This is a genomic window from Acinetobacter sp. YH01019 (assembly GCF_013420285.1).
Lineage (GTDB): Bacteria > Pseudomonadota > Gammaproteobacteria > Pseudomonadales > Moraxellaceae > Acinetobacter > Acinetobacter gandensis.
Genome location: NZ_VOYM01000046.1, coordinates 1 through 20,621, shown reverse-complemented (window position 1 = coordinate 20,621; position 20,621 = coordinate 1). Strand labels below are relative to the sequence as shown.

Below are 20,621 nucleotides of genomic sequence, written 5' to 3'. Positions count from 1 at the left end.
GGGTAATATACAAATAAATACACGCTCAAAATTATGTTAAAGATCAGGCTAAAGATATAAAAGACAAGGGAATATGCAATGCAATTTACAGAAGAACAATTACTGATTCAGGATATGGCGCGTAGTTTTGCACAGGAACAAGTGAAACCGAATGCAAGTGATTGGGATCGAAATGGTACGTTTCCAAAAAATGCATTGGCACAAATGGGCGAATTAGGCTTTTTGGGTATGTTGGTGTCGGATCAATATGGTGGCTCCGATACGGGTAACTTAGCCTATGTTTTGGCCCTAGAAGAAATTGCCGCGGCAGATGGTGCAACTTCAACCATCATGAGTGTACATAACTCGGTAGGCTGTGTTCCGATTGCCAAGTTTGGCACGGAAGAACAAAAACAGAAGTATCTGCTTCCTTTAGCTCAGGGAAAAATGATTGGCGCTTTTGCTTTAACTGAACCGCATACTGGTTCTGATGCAGCTGCAATTAAAACCCGTGCAGTGAAAGACGGTGATGATTGGGTCATTAATGGAGCAAAACAATTTATTACCTCCGGTCATAATGCAGGTGTGATTATCGTTTTTGCGGTGACAGATCCGAGTGCCGGTAAAAAAGGCATGAGCGCTTTTATCGTGCCACGTGACACACCAGGTTATGACGTTATTCGTACTGAAGAAAAACTTGGTTTACATGCCTCGGATACCTGCCAAATTGCATTAACTGATGTGCGTATACCACACAGTATGATGCTTGGCAAAGAAGGTGAAGGCTTAAAAATTGCCTTATCGAACTTAGAGGGTGGTCGAATTGGAATAGCTGCTCAAGCCGTCGGTTTAGCTCGTGCGGCTTTAGAAGAAGCAACCAGCTATGCCAAAGAGCGCATCACCTTTGGTAAGCCTATTTTTGAGCATCAAGCAGTAGCATTTCGCTTAGCCAGCATGGCAACAGAAATTGAAGCTGCACGTCAATTGGTTCATCACGCTGCACGTTTAAAAGAAGCAGGACAGCCCTGTCTGAATGAAGCCTCTATGGCCAAACTTTTTTCATCTGAAATGGCAGAACGTGTGTGTTCAGCTGCACTACAAGTCTTTGGTGGCTATGGTTATTTAAAAGATTTTCCAATTGAACGCATTTACCGCGATGCGCGTATTTGTCAAATTTATGAAGGTACCAGTGATATTCAGCGTTTAGTGATTGCGCGGAGTTTATAAAAATAGTCGTTTAAATATTAGAGACAGAAACAAAGAACCAGATCAATAAAAAGGGCGACCTAATGCAATTTGAAACAATATTACTAGAGAAAAAAAATGGCGTGGGATTGATCACTTTAAATCGCCCCAAAGCACTCAATGCATTAAATACGCAGTTAATCAGTGACGTGAATCTTGCACTGGACGATTTAGAAAAAGACTCAACGATTGGCTGCATGATATTAGCAGGCTCTGAAAAGGCTTTTGCTGCGGGTGCGGATATTAAGGAAATGGCAGGGCTGAATTTTCCCAATATTTATTTTGATGATTTCTTTCATTTGGCCGATCGCATTGCACAGCGTCGCAAACCTCTCATTGCCGCAGTCAGTGGCTATGCTCTAGGTGGTGGCTGTGAATTGGCTTTAATGTGTGACTTCATTTACTGTGCAGACAACGCCAAATTTGGTTTACCTGAAGTTACTTTAGGCGTACTGCCAGGTATTGGTGGGACACAGCGCTTAACCCTTGCGATTGGTAAAGCTAAAGCCATGGAAATGTGTTTAACCGCACGTCAAATGGGAGCACTCGAGGCGGAACAAAGTGGGCTGGTTGCGCGTGTTTTTACCAAAGAGGAATTATTGGCTGAGACTTTGGCTGCAGCTGAAAAAATTGCAGAAAAGTCTTTGGTTGCCACCATGATGATTAAAGAATCGATTAACCGTGCCTTTGAAGTGAGCCTTGCTGAAGGCCTTCGTTTTGAACGTCGTACATTTCATTCGGTATTTGCCACATTAGACCAAAAAGAAGGTATGCAAGCCTTTGTAGAAAAACGTCCAGCTAACTTTAAAAATCAATAAGGATGTGCAGACATGAGCAAGGAAAATAATTTAATCATTCAGCGCCAAGGAGCTTTGGGTACGATTATTTTAGATCGGGTTTCCAATTTAAATGCTTTGACGATTGAGATGATTAATGGCATACGAACGCAACTGAAACTATGGCAACATGATGATGAAATTCAAGCAGTACTAATTAAATCAAATAGTCCTAAAGCCTTCTGCGCAGGTGGCGACATTCGTTACTTATATGATTGCTATCAAAATGGTACGGATGATCATAAAGCCTATTTTCAAGCAGAATACGACATGCTCAACGCATTGCGTAGCTATATAAAACCAGTTGTTGTGTTGTTAGATGGCTATGTTTTAGGTGGAGGTTTCGGTTTAGCGCAAGCCTGTCACATTTTGGTGAGTAGTGAAAAGTCACGCTTTGCAATGCCTGAAACTGCAATTGGATTTTTCCCAGATGTTGCTGCTACACATTTTTTATCTCGCTTAGATGATATTGGCGTGTATTTGGCAACGACGGGGGATCAGATATCGAGTAGTGATGCGCTTTATTTAGATTTGATTGATTATCATGTGCCGAGTGAAAAGTTTGCAGCTTTAGAACAGACCTTAGTGCAAACAAACCCTCTCACTCAACAAAATATAGAACAAGTGATTGCACGTTACATCACGCATCCAGCCGAAAGTGATTTACGACAAAATGCCCAAAACATTAGTAAGCATTTTGCTTATGCAGATGTGTCCGAAATTGAGCAAAGTTTAGAACAGGAACAAGACGCGATCAATCAAGCTTGGGCGAGCAAAACATTAAATACTTTGCAACAGCGTTCACCGATTGCCAAACATATTAGTCTAAAACTACAACTGGCAGGTCGTAGCATGTCTTTACAGCAATGCATGCAAGTTGAACGTCATTTACAAGATCTTTGGTTTGATCATGGCGACATTATAGAAGGTGTTCGTGCGTTGATTGTTGATAAAGATAAACAGCCAAAGTGGCAACAACATAATCCAGCATTAGATCAAATTTTGGCTGAAATTATTTAAATTTTAACTGAATGATCACCATACCCAGAAAAAAAAGTTTAAACGTATTTCAAGTATGCGCAGAGAAAGGAAATTGAGAATTTCTCTGCATTTTAAAGCAACGGTTCATTTTAATTTCGTCGGGAGATGTAAAAAGGAAATCTTAAATTTATTCAACTTACCCAGTATGGATAAATCAAATCAAAACTCAAAAAGATCGATATAAGGAACATAGTGATGCAGGATATTCAACAAAATCATCCTCAGGACAAGAAGTCCTCACACCGCTTAGCCGGTATTTCTAGCATGGTGGGAACCACCATTGAATGGTATGACTTTTTTATTTACGGTGCAGCGGCCGCGCTGATTTTTAACAAGCTGTTTTTCCCAAATTTAGATCCACTAACGGGCGTCTTAGCAGCTTTTGCGACATATGCAGTTGGTTTTATTGGTAGACCGCTGGGTGGCATAGTATTTGGTCATTTTGGGGATAAAATTGGCCGAAAATCCATGCTGCTTGTCACGCTCATGCTGATGGGAATTCCTACAGTTATGATTGGACTATTACCAACCTTTGAAAGCATTGGCTATTGGGCAACGGTGTGTTTGATTATTCTTCGTTTTGTCCAAGGCATGGCCATGGGTGGTGAATGGGGCGGCGCAGTATTAATGGCAGTTGAACATGCACCTCAAGGCAGTAAGGGCTTCTGGGGAAGCTTACCTCAGGCAAGTACTGGTGGTGGATTACTCTTAGCATCAGTGGCTTTAGGTTTGGTTTCGATGCTACCTGAAGAAGCATTATTTAGTTGGGGTTGGCGTTTACCATTCTTAGCAAGTATTGTGCTTTTAGCGGTGGGTTGGTATATCCGTGTGAAAGTTCCTGAATCTCCAGACTTTGAAAAAGTGAAAGAGAAGGCTGAGCACGTTAAAGTACCAGCGCTACAAGTCTTTAAAAAGCACCCGAAAGAACTCGTGACTATTGTGCTATCACGTGCAGCAGAAAACGCATGGTTCTATTTGGCATCTACATTTGCATTGGCTTATACAACGACACAACTTGAAATTCCGCGCCAAGATATTTTGTTCGCAACAATCTGTGGTGCCGCAGTGATTATGGTGGTCACACCAATCTTTGGGCATTTTTCAGATAAAGTCGGTCAACGCAATATGTTTCGATTTGGTCTGTGTGTGTTAGCTCTATATAGTTATCCATTTTTTGCCATGTTAAATACCAAAGATCCAACTTTGGTTTGGGCTGCAATTGTAATTGGCATCGGTTTGGTTTTCCCATTAATGTATGCACCACAGTCACAGCTCTTTGCACGTCAATTTCCTGCGGAGATTCGCTATAGCGGTATTTCGATCTCAGTACAATTCGCAGGTGTATTAGGTGGTGGCCTTGCACCATTAATCGCTACAAAGTTGTTGAGTATTGGCGGGGGCAGCCCACATCTGATTATTTACTACATTATTGGTTTTGCAATCGTAGCTATCATTGCATCATCATTTTTAAAGCCTGATATGATCAAGTCTAAGAATGCAAATGCACAAAAATCAGTGAAACCTGTTTTAAATGATTCATAAATTAATTTTTAAGTGTTTAAACTTTCAAAATTCATTAAGTGAATAAATTGATGCTTAATTTGAACAAAACATGAAGAAAATTTAAAGTTAACATGAGCCACATACAGCTTTGTATGTGGCTTTTTTACATAAAAAACACCATTTTTCGCTCATACTAAATTATTAAAGTTTTCTAATTTATATATAAATAATTGAAAAATATAAATATATTTAAGATTGGTATTGAGTTGGATTCTTTAAGTGAATTTTACTCATCTTTGGTTTAGATTAAATCATTTTTATTCATCTTAACTTTCACGTATAAATTACTGCATACAGAAATTCTAATTAACGAAATTTTAGGTAGACACTCCCATGAGTCAAAAATTTGCATGTTCAATTAAACGTATTCGTTTTGATGAAAACTATCAACCAGCTGACAGCACACGCCTGACTACGAACTTTGCCAACTTAGCACGTGGTGAGCACCGTGAAGAAAACCTACGTCGTACATTGGCAATGATCAATAATCGCTTTAACACTTTAGCGAAATGTGACAACCCAAATGCGGACCGTTATTCACTTGAAATTGACATTATTTCTGCTGAACTCGATATAGAAGGTAATGGCCAAACTTTCCCATTTATTGAAACTTTGAAAAGTACCATCATCGATCATAAAACCAATCAACGTATTGAGGGGATGATTGGTAATAGCTTTTCATCTTATGTACGTGATTATGATTTCAGCGTGGTATTGCCCGCATTGGGTTGTAAGTTCAATGAAAAGCCTGAAGACTTTGGTGATTTACACGGTAAACTTTACCAACACCTTGTTAATTCAGATGTATTCAAAGCTGAATTTAAAAAACAGCCAGTCATTTGCCTGAGTATTTCAACCACTAAAACGTATTATCGCACTGCGAATGTTCACCCAATTTTAGGCGTGGAATACACCAATGATGACTATTCACGTACAGACGATTATTTCGCAAAAATGGGGTTAAGCGTTCGTTATTTCAAACCTGAAAATGCGACTGCACCATTGGCATTCTATTCTGCAAATAACTTGTTAAGTGACTATACAGATTTCGAATTAATCAGTGCAATTAGCACCATGGAAAGCTTCCAAAAAATCTACCGTCCAGAAATTTACAATACCAATGCAACAGCAGGTTTAGTGTATCAACCAAGTTTAAATTTCCAGGATTATTCATTGACTCGTATTGTCTATGACCGTGTTGAACGTGGTCAACTGGCGGTTAAACAGGGTAAATGGACTGAAGAAAACTTTATCAAGCCATATAAAGAAGTGCTTGAACAATGGGCTGCCAACTTCACAGTGGAAAATGCAAACGCTGCTTAACTTAGATACCAGATTAACGAATTTAGAGAAAGAAGATTAGACATGGCCCTTGTACACCCAAAACAGCTATTACCGACATCAACAGCAGGCAGCTTACCGAAACCATCTTGGCTTGCAGAACCTGAAAAGCTTTGGTCACCTTGGAAATTGCAAGATCAAGAGCTTTTGGACGGAAAAAAAGACGCATTACGCTTGGCTTTGCATGAGCAACAGCAAGCAGGCATTGATATTGTCAGTGACGGCGAGCAAACCCGTCAGCACTTTGTGACCACGTTCATTGAGCATTTGGATGGCGTAGATTTTGAAAAACGTGAAACCGTAAAAATCCGTGACCGTTATGATGCGAGCGTACCGTCTGTAGTGGGTGCTGTATCTCGTCAAAAACCAGTTTTTGTTGAAGATGCAAAATTTCTACGTTCATTGACAGATCAGCCGATTAAATGGGCCTTACCTGGTCCAATGACTATGATTGATACGCTTTATGACGGTCATTACAAGAGTCGTGAAAAATTGGCCTGGGAATTTGCGAAAATCCTGAACCAAGAAGCACGTGAGTTGGAAGCTGCTGGTGTAGATATCATTCAATTTGATGAGCCTGCATTTAACGTATTCTTTGATGAAGTAAATGACTGGGGTGTTGCCACTTTAGAGCGTGCATTAGAAGGTCTAAAATGTGAAACTGCGGTACACATTTGCTATGGTTACGGTATTAAAGCAAATACAGACTGGAAAAAGACACTCGGTTCAGAATGGCGCCAATATGAAGAAGCCTTCCCGAAACTACAGCAGTCTAAAATTGATATCGTATCGCTTGAATGTCAAAACTCACGTGTACCGATGGATTTAATTGAATTGATCCGTGGTAAAAAAGTCATGGTCGGTGCAATTGATGTGGCAACCAATGTGATTGAAACACCAGAGGAAGTGGCAAATACATTGCGTAAAGCGCTTCAGTTTGTAGATGCAGATAAACTCTATCCGTCAACCAACTGTGGTATGGCACCACTGGGTCGTGAAGTAGCACGTGGTAAATTAAATGCTTTAAGTGCTGGTGCAGATATTATTCGCCAAGAACTTGCACGCTAATTGTCGCGCATAGGTGATGTTATATAAGAATATGCTTCATATAAAATATCACGCAAATATGTAAATTCTATTCGATGTAATGTGGCAAGCCAGTTCTTGCTGCATTGCACTGTTTTCAGTAATACCTTTAGGCAAAACCGTTTAAATTTTGGAACCTCATCATGGTTGAAGCAATCGACTTTAAAAATGCAATGTCATCATTAACAAGTGCAGTGAATGTTGTCACTACAATGGGTGCATCAGGTCGTCATGGCTTTACCGCATCTGCAGTGTGCAGCGTGACTGATACACCACCGACTTTATTGGTGTGTATGAATAAAGCATCGCGCTCACATACCTACTTTGTGGAAAACAAAATTTTAACGGTTAACGTCCTAGGTGCGCAGCATGAACAACTTTCTAATGCATTCGCGTCAAAACTGAGTTCAGACGAGCGCTTTGCTTTAGGCAATTGGACTGAGCTTGAAACGGGTGCACCTGTATTAACAGATGCCTTGGTGAGTTTTGATTGTGAAATTGAACAAATACAAGAAGTGGGGACACATACTATTTTCATTTGTCCAATTGTTGCAATTCAAAAGAATGAAGACGATCAGGCCTTGGTTTACTTTAATCGTGCTTATCATCAGGTGGGTGAAACTGAACTTGCTTAACCCTTTTCTTTAAATTTTTAACTCAATATATCAAGATCATCTCTCGTGGAATTAATTATATTTTTAGTCATTGGCGCATTGGCGGGTTTTGCTGCTGGGCTGTTTGGCGTGGGTGGCGGCACCATTATTGTCCCATTATTATTTATCGTGTTTAGCCAAATGGGCTATAACCCTGATGTTGTGATGCATTTAGCATTAGGGACATCATTAGCCACTATTGTGGTGACCTCAATCAGTTCATTGATGGCGCACAATAAAAAGGGCGGTATCATGTGGCCGTTATTTAAAAATCTTGCACCGGGTATGGCGATTGGTTGTTTCTTCGGGGCAGGTATTGCAGGTTGGCTTTCTGCTGTGTATTTACAATTTATAGTCGGTCTATTTTTACTTTGGGTTGCATACAATATGTTTATGGGCCCAAAAAAAACGGTCGACAGTACAAAAACTTTACCTACGACTTCAGCGCAAATGGGTGCTGGAGCAGGGATTGGCATCGCTTCCGCCATTTTTGGTATTGGCGGTGGTAGTTTAACCGTTCCATATTTGACTCATTATGGCGTGGTCATGCAAAAAGCAGTCGGAACCTCTGCTGCATGTGGTTTACCAATCGCAATAGCTGGCGCTTTAGGCTTTATGCTATTTGGTATGAAAGCTGAAGTGAATGTGCCAAATACCATTGGCTATATTCATATCTATGCATTTTTAGGTATTAGTATCATGAGTTTCTTTACTGCGAAATTTGGTGCAAAAGCAGCGCATGCCTTATCACCAGCAGTACTTAAGAAATGCTTTGCTGTGTTACTGGTTTGCGTCGGATGCTTTTTCTTGGTGAAAGGTTTTCTTTAATTATTAATTACTAATTACTAATTATTCAGCAAGTGTATAGCCCACATTTTGTGGGCTTTTAAATTTCAATAATCACAACATTTAAGTCTTTAGTGTCATGAATATTTCATCATTAATTGCGTCACCACTAAAGTTACGGTGCCTGTGACAATGATAATAAAAATAATTTCAAATTTTAGATTCACAACATAACCTGCTTTATAGATATCCCTTTAAAAATATTCAGATTTGGCTAATGCCACTTAGATATGAGAAATCAAATGAATATTTTCGCGTAAATACAAAGCTATTCTTCATCCATCACTTGATGGCGTTCCTGATGGTAGCCTTCTTCGGTTTGACCAACTTTCCAATATGGCACGGCATACATGTTGGCTTTATTAACGCCAAACTTATTTCTAAATAAATGACGGAGTGAAACTACACGTGTATTTTCACCCGCCAAGCTCACAGAAATATTGGAGTCAAGCCAGTTCAATCGTTGCATTGCATCTTCAATTTGAGTTTCAATATTGGTTTGATTGATCAGCCAATTTATATTGACAGCTTTAGGATGAATAAGTTCAATACGGTCATTTTCAGCTTCAATTTCAATCCAAACTTCCCCTTGTGCATGCTCAGGAAGTAGCTCTACAGATGCTGCAATCATCGGCAGTGCTGACAAATCGCCAATAAACACCCAGTAATTTGCTTCAGGGTTAAAGCGTGGGCGTCCTCCAGGCCCAGCTAGACCTAAAATTTGGCCTGGTTGTGCTTGTTTTGCCCAGTTAGCAGCAATACCAAATTCTGTATGACGAACAAAGTCCACAACCAACAATTGTTCATTTTCTAAAAAATGACGAATCGTATAGGTACGTGTGATGGGCTTGTCTCCATTCGGCCAAACGACTTTTCCTTGTTCATTTCGGCTCGGTAAAATGGGTTTTAATTCAGGCTGTTCTGGAAAAAAGAATTTTATATGTGCGCCATTTTGATTCTTAGGAAAATCCGAAAAATCTTCACTAGAAAAATAGACCCGCTGTAGATGAGGTGTAATTTTCTCTGACGACTGTACAGAGATATAACGTGGCAATGGGAGTGAATTTTGAGCCATGATTATTCTGCTATTTTGAGTGAAAAGAGGGGGCTGTATACGTGTAAAACAGAGCATTCTGTGGTTTAAATGTAATGTAAATAAAAACTATTTGCAAATGATAATGATTATACTTAGTATTTCTGCGCGACCCAATTAGTGTCGTCGGTGCTTTTCTATAAATACATTTAGATTTTTATACTTCTTTATAAAAATTGTTTGATCTACGGTATAACTCATGCAAACAATGGATTCTTTAGCTCCTTTAACTCGTGCACAACACAGTATGTGGAAGGGACATCATTATCATGGCAGTTACCCATTTCACACCGCAGAATGGTTGGTGATTGATGGCCCATTAAATCGAGAATTATTTCATCAAGCAATTGAACTAACCTTAAAGGAAGCTAAGGCTTTACATTGGCGTGCATTAGAAAAAGATGGCAAAGTTTACCGTGTAGATGATGTTGCACTCAGAGCGCCTCAATTTGTTGATTTATCACATTTAGATGCTCAAGGAATATTAGATTGGGCTGATCAAGCAGTTGAACCGCCATTCGATTTAAGTGTCGGGCATTTATATGACTATATTTTTGCCAATTTAGGTGAGCAAAAATACGGGCTGTTCTTTAGAGCGCATCATGTAGCTTTAGATGGTTATGCTTATGGCCTAATGATTAATCGCTTCCTCGACTATTACCAATCTTTGAAAAACGGAACAGCGCTACAAAATAAGGCTTTTGATCATTTCGAGAAGTTCTTAGCGGATGAGCATCGCTATTTAGAATCAGCTAAAGCAGAGAAAGACTTAAAATTTTGGCGTGATAATTTTTCCAATGAACTGGCACCTAAGAAAAGATTAAAACGCAAATTAAAACAACCGTTCTATCAAGGGCCTCGCTATGAAGATGTCATTGATTGGGATACCCAACAAAAAATGAATACATTGGCTGCTGAGCTTAAATTGCCAAGTGCCATGGTGGTGATGGCCGTCATGATGAGCTATCTAGTGAAACAATCAGGCGATGCACAACAATGCTTTGGTGTGCCCTTTATGTCACGTTTGGGTACTGCGGCGATGCGTACGCCATGTCTTGTGATGAATATTTTACCTTTACGTCTTGCTGCTACAGATCAAGACAATTTAACTGAAACTGTAAGATTGCTCGCACAGCGATTTAATGAAATTCGTCCACATCAAAACAGCTACTTTGAGCAAATGCGTTTTGAACTAGAGGGATTCGATCCATACGAAAATATTCTATTTGGGCCCATTGTGAATTGGATTCCATATCCATTGCCTGAGCAATTTGAAGGCTGTCACTTAAGCAAAACGACCATTTCTGCGGGGCCAATCGAAGACTTTGACATTGCAATTACCAATAAATTTGTCAACGGCATTGAACGTTTATACCTTGCGGTTGATGGTCATAAAGAACTCTACAATGTTGAATCATTGGGCGAATATTGGCATGACTTTATGCATATGCTTCGCACATGGTTGGACCAACCTAAGCTCAAAGCCGGTCAATTAAATATACAAAAAAAACTGCCAGATTAATTCTGGCAGTTTGGTGAAATTCCTTTAAACACCGAGTGTTGCACCACCATCGACTACCAATTCATGCATAGTTATCTGTTTTGCTTGATCTGAGAGTAAAAACAAAATTGCGTTGGCAACATCTTCAGGTTCTGCAATTTTTTTCAGCGGAATGCCACTCCGGTATTGTTCAAGATTGCCTTCAACAATACCTGCGGGTGGTTGATCATCTGTCCAAAGTTGTTTTTGCATTTGGGTGAGGGTTGAGCCGGGTAATACCAAATTGCAGCGGATACCGTGCGGTGCCAATTCAAGTGCTAAGTTTTTAAAGAAATGGCTAACTGTTGCTTTGGTTGTTGCATACAGCCCCATATTCATGCGCGGTACTAACGCCGCATTTGAGCTAATGCTCACAATTGAGCCTGCATGACGTGGCAGCATTTGTTTGGCTACCCACTGAGACAATAATGCAGGTCCCATAAAGTTTACGGCCAAATTGTGTTCCCATTGGGCTTGAGTTGTTTCGAGCAAACTTCCCATTTCAAGAATACCTGCGGCATTAACCAAACCTGTAATCGGTTGCTCTGACCATGGGGAGTTTTGGATTTTTTCAATCAGGGAGTTTGTTTTAGAAATGTCATGAGAAATAGCATGAAATTTTTGTTTTTCGGCGTTATTTAACTGCTCAATGATTTCCCAGCTAAGAAGGTCGGGATTGAGATCGATACCGATGACTTTATGATCTTGTTGAAGTAATTTTTTTACCACCACTGCACCAATGCCACGTACAGCACCGGTCACAATAAATAATGTGGACATTTAAGAATCCTTGAATATGTTAACAAAACGTAACGATTATCATTGCTACTTGAGAATAATAATCATTATAGTTGTGGCGTTCAACTACTTTAGCTGAAATGGCAGTAGGGCTGAACGGTAAAAAAACATAATTGAAAGATGTGAGAGCAAATATGTTGCCAGTAGAACCATCAGTATTTAAAAACATGATTGGAATAACCAAGGACGACTTAATTGAAGCGGATGTTGCAGGTTTTGTATTTGCAACACCGACGGGGACGATTTCGAGTAAAAAACTTGTTGAATCGATTCAATTTGAACGTGATACAAACTTAGGCTTTGTTGAACAACAACAAACTTGGTTAAAACATGCTAAACAAAGATTGCAACAAAAAATTCAAGCAACGGGGAATGCTGAACTGATTTTAGTTGGCAGTTTGCCTTTCGATAATCGTGATTTGCCTGAAATGTCGATTGCGGAAGCAAAAAATACCTATGTCACTGAAGGACTAGATTTAACAGAGCCTCTTGAACGACTCTCACAAGTTCAAGCCACACTGATTCCTCCACAAGCAGACTATGTTGATGGCGTTGCAAAACTTGTAGCTTTAATGAAAAGCACAGAACTTGAAAAAGCAGTTTTAGCACGTGCAATTGATTTACAAAGTGAACAAAAAATTCAGATTGAAGAACTGTTTTATCAATTATTCAAAACCAACCCTGAAGGTTATACCTTTGCATTTGCACAAGACCCAAAAGAACAAGGTTGGTTCATGGGTGCGAGTCCAGAACTTTTAGTCGCAAAGCAAAATCAATTTGTATTTAGCAATCCAGTTGCCGGAACACTGGCACGTTGTGTGGATGTGGCAGAAGATCAGGAACAAGCACAGCGTTTACTTGCATCAGCGAAAGATCAACATGAACATGCTGTAGTGATTGAAGCAATTGCTGATCAATTATTACCCCTGTGTGAGAGCTTAAGTATTCCAAGGTCGCCATCTTTAATTAAGACCAGTACGGTATGGCATTTGGCTACGCCTATTCAAGGGACATTGAAAGATCCTGAAATGCATGTTTTTGATCTCGCATCAATTTTACATCCAACACCAGCAGTCTGTGGCCAACCTGCACCTTTGGCACGTCAACTCATCTCAGAGTTAGAACCATTTCAGCGTAATTTATTTGCCGGCACGATGGGTTGGAGTGATGCACGTGGAAATGGTGCTTGGGCTGTCAATGTACGCTGTGGTCGTATTTTTGAACATTCTGCACGCTTATACGCGGGAGCAGGCATCGTCGAAGCTTCACAACCGACCAGTGAGTTGAATGAAACCATTGCCAAATTTAAGACCATGCTCAATGCACTTGGCTTAAATGCAGATCAATTGACGTATCGCTAAGGTCTAATCATGTCTGAACAAACACTGTTAGAACAAAAACTTTGGGAAGGGATTGCTCAATATCCTGAAGAATTTGTTGAAAAATATATTGCGAAGGGCTATTGGTTTGGCCAAACCTTAAGTGATTTTTTTATTGAATGTGCTGAAAAATATGCACAAAACACAGCCATTATTTGTGGAGAGCGTCATTTTAGTTATGCGCAGCTACAACAACATATTGATGAATTTGCAGTTTATTTAAGTAAGCAAGGTTATCAAGTTGGCGATAGTGTGGTGATTCAACTTCCTAATATTGCTGAATTTTTCATTGCATATTTTGGTGCTTTACGCATCGGTATGCGACCTATTATGAGTTTACCTGCACACCGCCATGCTGAAGTGAGTCATTTTATTGGTCAAACCCAAGCGAAATTGTATATCTGTGCAGATCGCTTTATGGGGTTTGATTACCGTAAATTGGCATTAGAATGTAAACAACGCTGTGAAAGTTTGCAGCAAGTGTTGGTTATTGGAAATTCGGGTGAATTAAGCGGGTTTACCACGTGGCCTGATTTATCCAAATATCAACAACAGCGCGTCGTTCCGCCTAACTTAACAGCACGTCATGTCGCTTTTTTCCAACTATCAGGTGGCAGTACGGGTACGCCTAAGCTTATTCCACGGACCCATGATGACTATTTATATAGTGTTCGCGCCAGTGCCGACATTTGTGAGCTGAATCAAACCACAAAAATGTTGATGGTCTTACCTGTGGCGCATAATTTCAGTATGAGTTCAGCCGGTTCATTAGGGCTATTTTATACAGGCGGGACTTTGGTGCTGTCGCAGGACCCAACTGCAGCAGCATGTTTTGCTTTAATTAAACAGCACAAGGTTTCACATGTAGCATTGGTACCTGCCTTAGCAGCTGCATGGGTAGAGGCAGTGTCTAAGGGCGCGGAAAATATTTTTTCACAGTTAGAAGTGCTACAAGTTGGAGGTGCTCGTCTCGCAGATGCTTTGGCACGTCAATTAATTGAACAATATCAGTGTCGTTTGCAACAAGTGTTTGGTATGGCTGAAGGTTTAGTGAATTACACACGTTATAACGATGACATTGAACAGATCATTTCTACACAAGGCAGCCGTATTAGTGCCGACGACGAAATTAAAGTTGTCGATGATGAAGATCGTGAGCTGCCTCAGGGTGAGGTGGGTCATTTGTTAACACGTGGCCCTTATACCATCCGCGGCTATTTTAATGTTCCGGAACACAACCGTAATGCTTTTACAACAGATGGTTTTTACCGAACAGGTGATTTAGTCCGTATCAATGCAGAAGGAAACATCATTGTTGAAGGTCGCAGCAAAGACCAAATTAACCGTGGTGGTGAAAAAATTGCTACAGAGGAAGTAGAACAAGTACTGAATCAGCATCCTCAAATTATTCAGTCTGCATTGGTATCTATGCCTGATCAGATGTTGGGTGAGAAAAGCTGTGCCTATATTCAATGGCGCACTGATACTACTGACCCAAGTCCAACGCGTCTCATGATGCAATTACGTCAATATGTTCAGCATTATGGTTTAGCAACTTACAAAATTCCAGATCGTATCGAATTTGTTGAAGACATGCCGTATACCGCACTCGGTAAAATTGACAAAAAAGCCTTAAGACAACGCTTAGTTGCATAACACACTTTATAAAATTATAGATAGGTAAACACATGGCTATTCCACGTATCGCAAGTTATCCAATGCCACAAGCGCAAAACTTTCCAACCAATAAAGTGAATTGGACACTGGACCCAAGCCGCGCTGTACTTTTGGTACATGATCTACAACAGTATTTCTTAGATTTTTATGACCAAACCCAAGCACCTATTCCTGAACTTTTAAAGCATTGCCGTCAGCTCATTGATGAATGCCATGCGCAAGGGATTCCTGTGTATTACACCGCACAACCGGGTGATCAAAGCACTGAACATCGTCAGTTATTGACTGATTTTTGGGGTAAAGGTTTGGCAGCAGACCCAAATATTGTACAAATTATTCCAAGTCTACAGCCTGCTGAGCAAGATACGGTATTGACTAAATGGCGTTACAGCGCATTTAAAAAGAGTGATTTTGAGCAACGTATTAAAGAAGCAGGGCGTGACCAACTTGTGATTTGTGGTGTTTATGCACATATCGGTTGTTTACTGACTGCTGCAGAAGCATTCATGTTGGATATGCAAGCCTTCTTAGTTGGAGATGCATTGGCAGATTTTAGTCAAGAAGAACATGAAATGGCTTTGAAATATGCAACAGGACGTTGTGCCAAAGTCGTTGATACTACAACTGTTCTCCATGAATTAAAAGCGCCTCTTAGCACGGAGATTGTTCGATGAGCATACTCACTGTGAATTTAGAAGATTTACGTCAAACTGTAGCGAAACAATTAGGCATTGATGCCACTGAAATTCAAAACGACGATAACTTATTTATGCTCGGATTGGATTCGATGAGTTTAATGACTTTGGTCGGTCAATGGCGTGAACAAGGTATCAGCGTCGAGTTTCAAGATTTAGTTGAAGAGCCAACGCTAGAAGAATGGCAGCATCGTCTAAAACGTGTCGCTGCTTAAAAAAAATTGCCCCGTAGTGATGAATCTTAGTGATTAAGCACTACATAAACGGCCCCAGCCAATACCATAGCCACGGCCATTTTCGTTCCTCAGTTTGTAACGCGAGTGGATATTCCATGCAGTTAGACAATTATTATTCTTCACAACAATGGCAAAAGATTCAGAACTTTGCAGCGAATAAACCCAGTCCATTTTTAGTGGTTGATTTAGATCGCGTTGAATATAAATACCAAGAACTTCAGCAAAGTTTTCCGATGGCGAATATCTTCTATGCGGTTAAAGCTAATCCAAGTACTGAAATTATTCAGCGCTTAGATAAACTTGATTCTAGTTTTGATATCGCATCCATATATGAACTTGACCGTGTATTGGCTTGTGGTATTTCACCTGACCGGATTTCATTTGGGAATACCATTAAGAAAGCTGCTGATGTGAAATATGCTTATGACAAGGGTATTCGACTCTTTGTCACTGACGCGCAAGCAGACTTAGAACAAATCGCACAGCATGCACCAAATTCACGTGTCTTTGTCCGTGTATTAGTTGAATCGGGTACAACTTCAGATTGGCCATTATCACGTAAGTTCGGATGTGATACCCAAATGGCGATTGATCTAATGGTCAAAGCCGAGCAATTAGGTTTACAGCCTTATGGGGTGTCTTTCCATGTGGGGAGTCAGCAAAATGATGTCACCGTTTGGCGGACGGCATTAAATACGGTTAAGGACGTATTTGATACGCTGGAACATCAACACGGTATTCAACTTGAATTAATTAATGCTGGTGGTGGTTTTCCAGCACGTTATTTGGCTGATATTGACAGCATTCAAGATTATGCAAACCGCATTCAATGCTATATCGATGAATGTTTTGATCGTAAAGTTACGCTATTTTTAGAACCAGGCCGTTCCTTAGTTGGAGATGCAGGGGTATTGGTCTCTGAAATTGTACTGATTGCCAATAAATCAGAACAGGATGAAAAACGATGGATTTATACCGATGTGGGTGTGTTTAATGGTTTGATTGAAACCTTAGGTGAGATGATTAAATATCCAATCTATACACCTAAAATGCATAATGATGCTCCAAAATCAAATGTCGTTTTGGCGGGGCCGACCTGCGATTCGACCGATATTATGTATGAAAAGATTGCCTATCCTTTACCACAGGATTTGGTCATGGGCGATCGGTTATATTGGCTGAGTACCGGTGCTTATACCACCTCATACGCTTCGGTGGAGTTTAATGGTTACCCACCGTTAAAAACATTTTATCTTGAATAAACAATATTATATATAAGCAAAATTGCCCAATCCTATCTAAATATATAGGATTGGGCATTGTCATTTTAAAAATGACGACGACATAAAGTCATTAGAATGAATTAAGTCATAAGTATAGAACTGGACATTAGATCACAATTGTAGGGTGTACATTTTGAAATTTATTGCATTTTTCTTTGTCTTGCTTGGAAGTGCTCTGATGTACTGTACACATCCAAATCAAATTATATTAAAAAGGCCACTCACTTCAATATGTCGTTGGTTTGGGTTAGGGGCGATCATCCTTGCACTAATCTTATTTTTAATTTCTGTACCAAAATTAGTCGCGATATTTATGTGGCTGTTAACCATGCTCATCGTCTGGTCATTTTTTCCATTTATTTCTTTAATGATAAAAAAATCACACTCATGAATTCACTCTTTCAACAGAAAATCCAGCCTGATTGGTGGTCGAAATCTTTTGCAGGCTTTTGCTTGGGGTTAAGCTTTGCCGTGCTATGCGCTTCAATTATTACAATCTGGGCGATGCAAAATTTAAGTCCGGCCTTAGCGCCACAATTTGGTATGTGGTCTATTCCTTGGATTTGGTTACCTGTTTGTTTTATTGCCTATTTCATACCCAAAGGATGGCAAGCCATTCTAATTTATACGCTGCTAAATCTATTTACTTATGCTGTACTGCGTTGGATGCGGGGGTTTTAAGATGAAAGTACGTACTGATATTATTCGCCACGCCAAGACCCTCCATACATGGGTTGGTATCTGCTCAGGCATTTTCTTATTCATCTGTTTTTTTGCAGGTGGACTGAGCATGTTCCAACATGATTTAAGTCGTTGGGCAACACCACCGCAACAACAACTGGTACCGATTACTGCACAGCAATATGACCCTTTGATTCAGCAGGTACAAGCGAAACATCCTGAAACTCTAAAAAGTTTTCAACTGAACTTTGATTCTAAGGAATTTCATTATGCACCTATGCAATGGCAAGCCGTTGCTCAAAAAGGGCAAGATGACCATGACTTTGATACATATCAAGAGCAGATGCTGGCAAGCTTCGATGCCGATGGCCGTTTACAGGTTGAACAAGAAAACCTGTCTAAAATGGGATGGTTAATCGAGCAGTTACATGAAACGGCGGGTATACCAGGTACTTTAGGTCATCATACATTGGGAATGTATGTGATGGCGGTCATTTGTGTGCTGTACTTCTTGGCGTTAATGACTGGACTGATTGTATTATTACCGACCTTGGTTAAAGATTATTTTGCTATTCGAGCGGGTAAGAACAAAAAAAGATTTTGGCTAGATGCGCATAATGTGGTTGGTATAACCAGTTTGCCTTTTCATATTATTATTAGTGTTACCGTGATTTCATTTGCCTTCCATGATGTGTTCTATGATGCCATTGGAACATTAACAGGTAAGGGGAAGTCTTTATTTCAGCGACCACCTGCTGTGAAAATCGTAGAGCCTGTAGCGACGTTAAATGTTGAGAAACTTTTAGAAAAGATGCAAAAGCAAATGCCTGAATATCAGGTCAGTTCGATTAGTTTTAACAACCTTGATCAACCTGAAAAAGCATCGGCACGGGCTAATCTGTATAGTGCAGATCAAATGCTGAGGGGTGATCGTTTTGATGTGGTCGTTTTCAATCCATATTTAAATAAGCCTTTAAGTACCAGTAATTTAAATACCCATGCAACGCCGGCAGATCAAGTAATCCGCTCAATGTTTAGTTTGCACTTTGGTAATTATGGTGGAGACTTAACCCGCTGGCTTTATTTGATTTTAGGTCTAGGGGGGGCATTTTTATTTTATTCTGGAAATCTACTTTGGATTGAATCACGTATTAAACGTCAAAAACCAACAGATACAAGAACAATTAAGCAACGTAAAGATGTTAAGGCTATTGCGAATTTAACTGTCGGAGCATGTTTAGGTTGTATGATTGCTATTTTTAGCAGCATGTTGATTGGGCGTTGGGGATATGTCATATCCTCAGAATTAACCAGTCTAAACCATTGGTTTATGTACAGTTACTATATCGTCTTTGTTTTGACACTGGTTTACTGCTTTATCGTTGGTGCGGCAAAGGCTTTACCTCAGTTACTCATGCTGACTGCGCTTATTCTTTGTGCATTACCACTGACCTCTATCATTGCATTAATGCTACCTAATATCGGTCTTTGGGCATCTTCATCTTATTTGTGGTGGATTGATATTACGGCTGTTATTTTTGCGGCAATTTTTATACGTTTTTATATTCAAGCGAAGCGCCGACAAAACAACGCTGAAAATGGAAGTATTTGGACAGTATAAGTTAGGCAAGGCAATGTTTTAAAACCTTGCCTAAATTTAAAAGGTAGTCATTTGACCGATCATGAATAAAATGTCATTTTAAGTATTTGATAGAACTAACAAATTAAAAGTAAACGTAGTTGATCGTTTTCAACCGGTGCACGATGCACACAAGGCAGCACTTGTTGTGTAGGATGATCGACGGCTAAACGCCAAAAGTGACCTGTGCCTAAATTGATTGGAACAGCATTATCATTGGCCTGGTAATGCAAATCAAAGAAATATTCTTCTAAAAAACTGTCAAAACCTGTTTCGGGGCCATCATATAAATTGAACAACTGATTTCGTATTTCAGGTATTTGTATTTTCTGCTGAACTTGATCATTCGGTAGAATGTCACTCGCTGCACCATAATAAGTACATAAGAAGGTATCAGTTGCGATGGGTGAGCGATCTACGTGAAACGAATAGACATCGGTCGAAATAAAATCTAATTCATTATCACGCTCATAATGCTTAATGAGGTTGAGTGATGGCAAGGCACCAATATCAGTTAAAAGCTGCATATCGCTTAAGATAGTATCTCTTGCGATACATCCTTGTGTTGTTAAAGACAGCTGCAAAAGATCATCTGCTGATAATTCTGTAATATTGTCTGTTAGTTCTAATTTTTTAATAATTTCCTGAAAATCACCTTGTAGATCACGTGTCCAACAAAGTGCATTGGTCTTGCCTTGGAAGGGTGTTTCGATTAATTCTGGGAATGTAGTGACGCTATGAACTTGACTAAAATAAGTCAATATAGATTTCATTAATAAACAACTATGCGAGTTTTAAAAACATTAGCATAAATGATACACCGTGCTTAGTATGAGTAAACGATCTTTTATCCACTTTATAATATTGCTTGAAATAGCACGAGGGCGAATTCAAACATGAGGTGCGACAGTTTGAAAAGTCTTATGATAATCAACAAGCTGAGCAAATTTCTCTAATGGTGTAAGCCAATCTAACGCTTTTCTAGGACGAGTATTCAGTGACATGGCAAC

General features: G+C 39.8%; 19 protein-coding genes and 1 pseudogene. 16 read left to right on the top strand and 4 right to left on the bottom strand.

From position 1 onward, the window contains the following. Window positions 1-78: 78 nt before the first annotated feature. The 8 genes from FTT84_RS11280 to FTT84_RS11245 all read left to right on the top strand — a co-directional run bounded on the left by FTT84_RS11280 (window position 79) and on the right by FTT84_RS11245 (window position 8,572). Window positions 79-1,206, top strand: coding sequence for an acyl-CoA dehydrogenase family protein (locus tag FTT84_RS11280; protein ID WP_180081197.1), 1,128 nt, complete (start codon window positions 79-81; stop codon window positions 1,204-1,206). Window positions 1,207-1,268: 62 nt separating this feature from the next. Beyond that, a complete protein-coding gene (locus tag FTT84_RS11275) occupies window positions 1,269-2,042 on the top strand; it encodes an enoyl-CoA hydratase (RefSeq protein ID WP_067766798.1) in 774 nt (257 codons plus the stop codon). Window positions 2,043-2,054: 12 nt separating this feature from the next. Beyond that, window positions 2,055-3,080: an enoyl-CoA hydratase/isomerase family protein gene (locus FTT84_RS11270; protein ID WP_180081195.1), complete on the top strand. Its 1,026-nt coding sequence runs from the start codon at window positions 2,055-2,057 to the stop codon at window positions 3,078-3,080. 216 nt (window positions 3,081-3,296) lie between these two features. Beyond that, the gene (locus FTT84_RS11265; RefSeq protein ID WP_180081193.1) at window positions 3,297-4,643 is read left to right on the top strand and encodes an MFS transporter; all 1,347 of its coding nucleotides are present in this window, start codon (window positions 3,297-3,299) and stop codon (window positions 4,641-4,643) included. Window positions 4,644-4,997: 354 nt separating this feature from the next. Further along, window positions 4,998-5,987, top strand: coding sequence for a putative oxygenase MesX (locus FTT84_RS11260; protein ID WP_180081191.1), 990 nt, complete (start codon window positions 4,998-5,000; stop codon window positions 5,985-5,987). Between the two features lie 42 nt (window positions 5,988-6,029). Next, complete coding sequence (locus tag FTT84_RS11255) at window positions 6,030-7,073, top strand: methionine synthase (RefSeq protein WP_067766786.1); 1,044 nt, start codon at window positions 6,030-6,032, stop codon at window positions 7,071-7,073. Between the two features lie 161 nt (window positions 7,074-7,234). Continuing rightward, window positions 7,235-7,726, top strand: a complete 492-nt coding sequence (locus FTT84_RS11250; protein WP_180081189.1) for a flavin reductase — start codon at window positions 7,235-7,237, stop codon at window positions 7,724-7,726. A gap of 45 nt (window positions 7,727-7,771) precedes the next feature. Next, complete coding sequence (locus FTT84_RS11245) at window positions 7,772-8,572, top strand: sulfite exporter TauE/SafE family protein (protein WP_180081187.1); 801 nt, start codon at window positions 7,772-7,774, stop codon at window positions 8,570-8,572. A 286-nt stretch (window positions 8,573-8,858) separates the two neighbouring features. On the opposite strand, the gene FTT84_RS11240 is transcribed toward FTT84_RS11245, so the two are convergent. Next, window positions 8,859-9,665 carry a siderophore-interacting protein gene (locus tag FTT84_RS11240; protein WP_180081186.1) on the bottom strand — a complete coding sequence of 269 codons (807 nt, stop codon included), beginning with the start codon at window positions 9,663-9,665 and terminating at the stop codon, window positions 8,859-8,861. A 217-nt stretch (window positions 9,666-9,882) separates the two neighbouring features. Between FTT84_RS11240 and FTT84_RS11235 the strand changes: the two genes are divergently transcribed. Then, entirely contained in the window at window positions 9,883-11,205 is a 1,323-nt protein-coding gene (locus tag FTT84_RS11235) for a condensation domain-containing protein (protein WP_180081184.1), read from the top strand. Between the two features lie 24 nt (window positions 11,206-11,229). On the opposite strand, the gene FTT84_RS11230 is transcribed toward FTT84_RS11235, so the two are convergent. After that, the gene (locus FTT84_RS11230; protein ID WP_180081182.1) at window positions 11,230-12,003 is read right to left on the bottom strand and encodes an SDR family oxidoreductase; all 774 of its coding nucleotides are present in this window, start codon (window positions 12,001-12,003) and stop codon (window positions 11,230-11,232) included. 152 nt (window positions 12,004-12,155) lie between these two features. Between FTT84_RS11230 and FTT84_RS11225 the strand changes: the two genes are divergently transcribed. The 7 genes from FTT84_RS11225 (at window position 12,156) to FTT84_RS11195 (ending at window position 19,593) form a co-directional block, all read left to right on the top strand. Beyond that, window positions 12,156-13,382, top strand: coding sequence for an isochorismate synthase MenF (locus FTT84_RS11225; protein ID WP_180081179.1), 1,227 nt, complete (start codon window positions 12,156-12,158; stop codon window positions 13,380-13,382). A 9-nt stretch (window positions 13,383-13,391) separates the two neighbouring features. Then, complete coding sequence (locus FTT84_RS11220) at window positions 13,392-15,056, top strand: (2,3-dihydroxybenzoyl)adenylate synthase (RefSeq protein WP_180081177.1); 1,665 nt, start codon at window positions 13,392-13,394, stop codon at window positions 15,054-15,056. Window positions 15,057-15,088: 32 nt separating this feature from the next. Beyond that, window positions 15,089-15,751 carry an isochorismatase family protein gene (locus FTT84_RS11215; protein WP_067766765.1) on the top strand — a complete coding sequence of 221 codons (663 nt, stop codon included), beginning with the start codon at window positions 15,089-15,091 and terminating at the stop codon, window positions 15,749-15,751. Continuing rightward, window positions 15,748-15,987: a phosphopantetheine-binding protein gene (locus tag FTT84_RS11210; protein WP_067766762.1), complete on the top strand. Its 240-nt coding sequence runs from the start codon at window positions 15,748-15,750 to the stop codon at window positions 15,985-15,987. Before FTT84_RS11215 ends, FTT84_RS11210 begins: the two co-directional genes overlap by 4 nt. Before the next feature lie 116 nt (window positions 15,988-16,103). Next, the gene (locus tag FTT84_RS11205; protein ID WP_067766760.1) at window positions 16,104-17,270 is read left to right on the top strand and encodes a type III PLP-dependent enzyme; all 1,167 of its coding nucleotides are present in this window, start codon (window positions 16,104-16,106) and stop codon (window positions 17,268-17,270) included. A gap of 408 nt (window positions 17,271-17,678) precedes the next feature. Next, window positions 17,679-17,972, top strand: coding sequence for a hypothetical protein (locus FTT84_RS11200; protein WP_067767023.1), 294 nt, complete (start codon window positions 17,679-17,681; stop codon window positions 17,970-17,972). Between the two features lies 1 nt (window position 17,973). Then, on the top strand, window positions 17,974-19,593 hold the full coding sequence (locus FTT84_RS11195) for a PepSY domain-containing protein (protein ID WP_180081175.1): 1,620 nt from the start codon (window positions 17,974-17,976) through the stop codon (window positions 19,591-19,593). 95 nt (window positions 19,594-19,688) lie between these two features. Here FTT84_RS11195 and FTT84_RS11190 read toward each other — a convergent pair whose 3' ends face one another. Both FTT84_RS11190 and FTT84_RS11185 read right to left on the bottom strand, forming a co-directional pair. Beyond that, window positions 19,689-20,384: a DUF1826 domain-containing protein gene (locus FTT84_RS11190; RefSeq protein ID WP_180058615.1), complete on the bottom strand. Its 696-nt coding sequence runs from the start codon at window positions 20,382-20,384 to the stop codon at window positions 19,689-19,691. A 117-nt stretch (window positions 20,385-20,501) separates the two neighbouring features. Continuing rightward, a pseudogene (locus tag FTT84_RS11185) lies at window positions 20,502-20,621 on the bottom strand (IS30 family transposase); the annotation flags it as partial.

Coding starts and splice junctions, on each gene's coding strand:
- FTT84_RS11275 (WP_067766798.1), top strand. CDS start 1,269: ATGCAATTTGAAACAATATTACTAGAGAAAAAAAATGGCGTGGGATTG.
- FTT84_RS11255 (WP_067766786.1), top strand. CDS start 6,030: ATGGCCCTTGTACACCCAAAACAGCTATTACCGACATCAACAGCAGGC.
- FTT84_RS11240 (WP_180081186.1), bottom strand. CDS start 9,665: ATGGCTCAAAATTCACTCCCATTGCCACGTTATATCTCTGTACAGTCG.
- FTT84_RS11210 (WP_067766762.1), top strand. CDS start 15,748: ATGAGCATACTCACTGTGAATTTAGAAGATTTACGTCAAACTGTAGCG.
- FTT84_RS11235 (WP_180081184.1), top strand. CDS start 9,883: ATGCAAACAATGGATTCTTTAGCTCCTTTAACTCGTGCACAACACAGT.
- FTT84_RS11260 (WP_180081191.1), top strand. CDS start 4,998: ATGAGTCAAAAATTTGCATGTTCAATTAAACGTATTCGTTTTGATGAA.
- FTT84_RS11225 (WP_180081179.1), top strand. CDS start 12,156: ATGTTGCCAGTAGAACCATCAGTATTTAAAAACATGATTGGAATAACC.
- FTT84_RS11215 (WP_067766765.1), top strand. CDS start 15,089: ATGGCTATTCCACGTATCGCAAGTTATCCAATGCCACAAGCGCAAAAC.
- FTT84_RS11190 (WP_180058615.1), bottom strand. CDS start 20,384: ATGAAATCTATATTGACTTATTTTAGTCAAGTTCATAGCGTCACTACA.
- FTT84_RS11270 (WP_180081195.1), top strand. CDS start 2,055: ATGAGCAAGGAAAATAATTTAATCATTCAGCGCCAAGGAGCTTTGGGT.
- FTT84_RS11195 (WP_180081175.1), top strand. CDS start 17,974: ATGAAAGTACGTACTGATATTATTCGCCACGCCAAGACCCTCCATACA.
- FTT84_RS11205 (WP_067766760.1), top strand. CDS start 16,104: ATGCAGTTAGACAATTATTATTCTTCACAACAATGGCAAAAGATTCAG.
- FTT84_RS11280 (WP_180081197.1), top strand. CDS start 79: ATGCAATTTACAGAAGAACAATTACTGATTCAGGATATGGCGCGTAGT.
- FTT84_RS11230 (WP_180081182.1), bottom strand. CDS start 12,003: ATGTCCACATTATTTATTGTGACCGGTGCTGTACGTGGCATTGGTGCA.
- FTT84_RS11265 (WP_180081193.1), top strand. CDS start 3,297: ATGCAGGATATTCAACAAAATCATCCTCAGGACAAGAAGTCCTCACAC.
- FTT84_RS11220 (WP_180081177.1), top strand. CDS start 13,392: ATGTCTGAACAAACACTGTTAGAACAAAAACTTTGGGAAGGGATTGCT.
- FTT84_RS11250 (WP_180081189.1), top strand. CDS start 7,235: ATGGTTGAAGCAATCGACTTTAAAAATGCAATGTCATCATTAACAAGT.
- FTT84_RS11200 (WP_067767023.1), top strand. CDS start 17,679: ATGAATTCACTCTTTCAACAGAAAATCCAGCCTGATTGGTGGTCGAAA.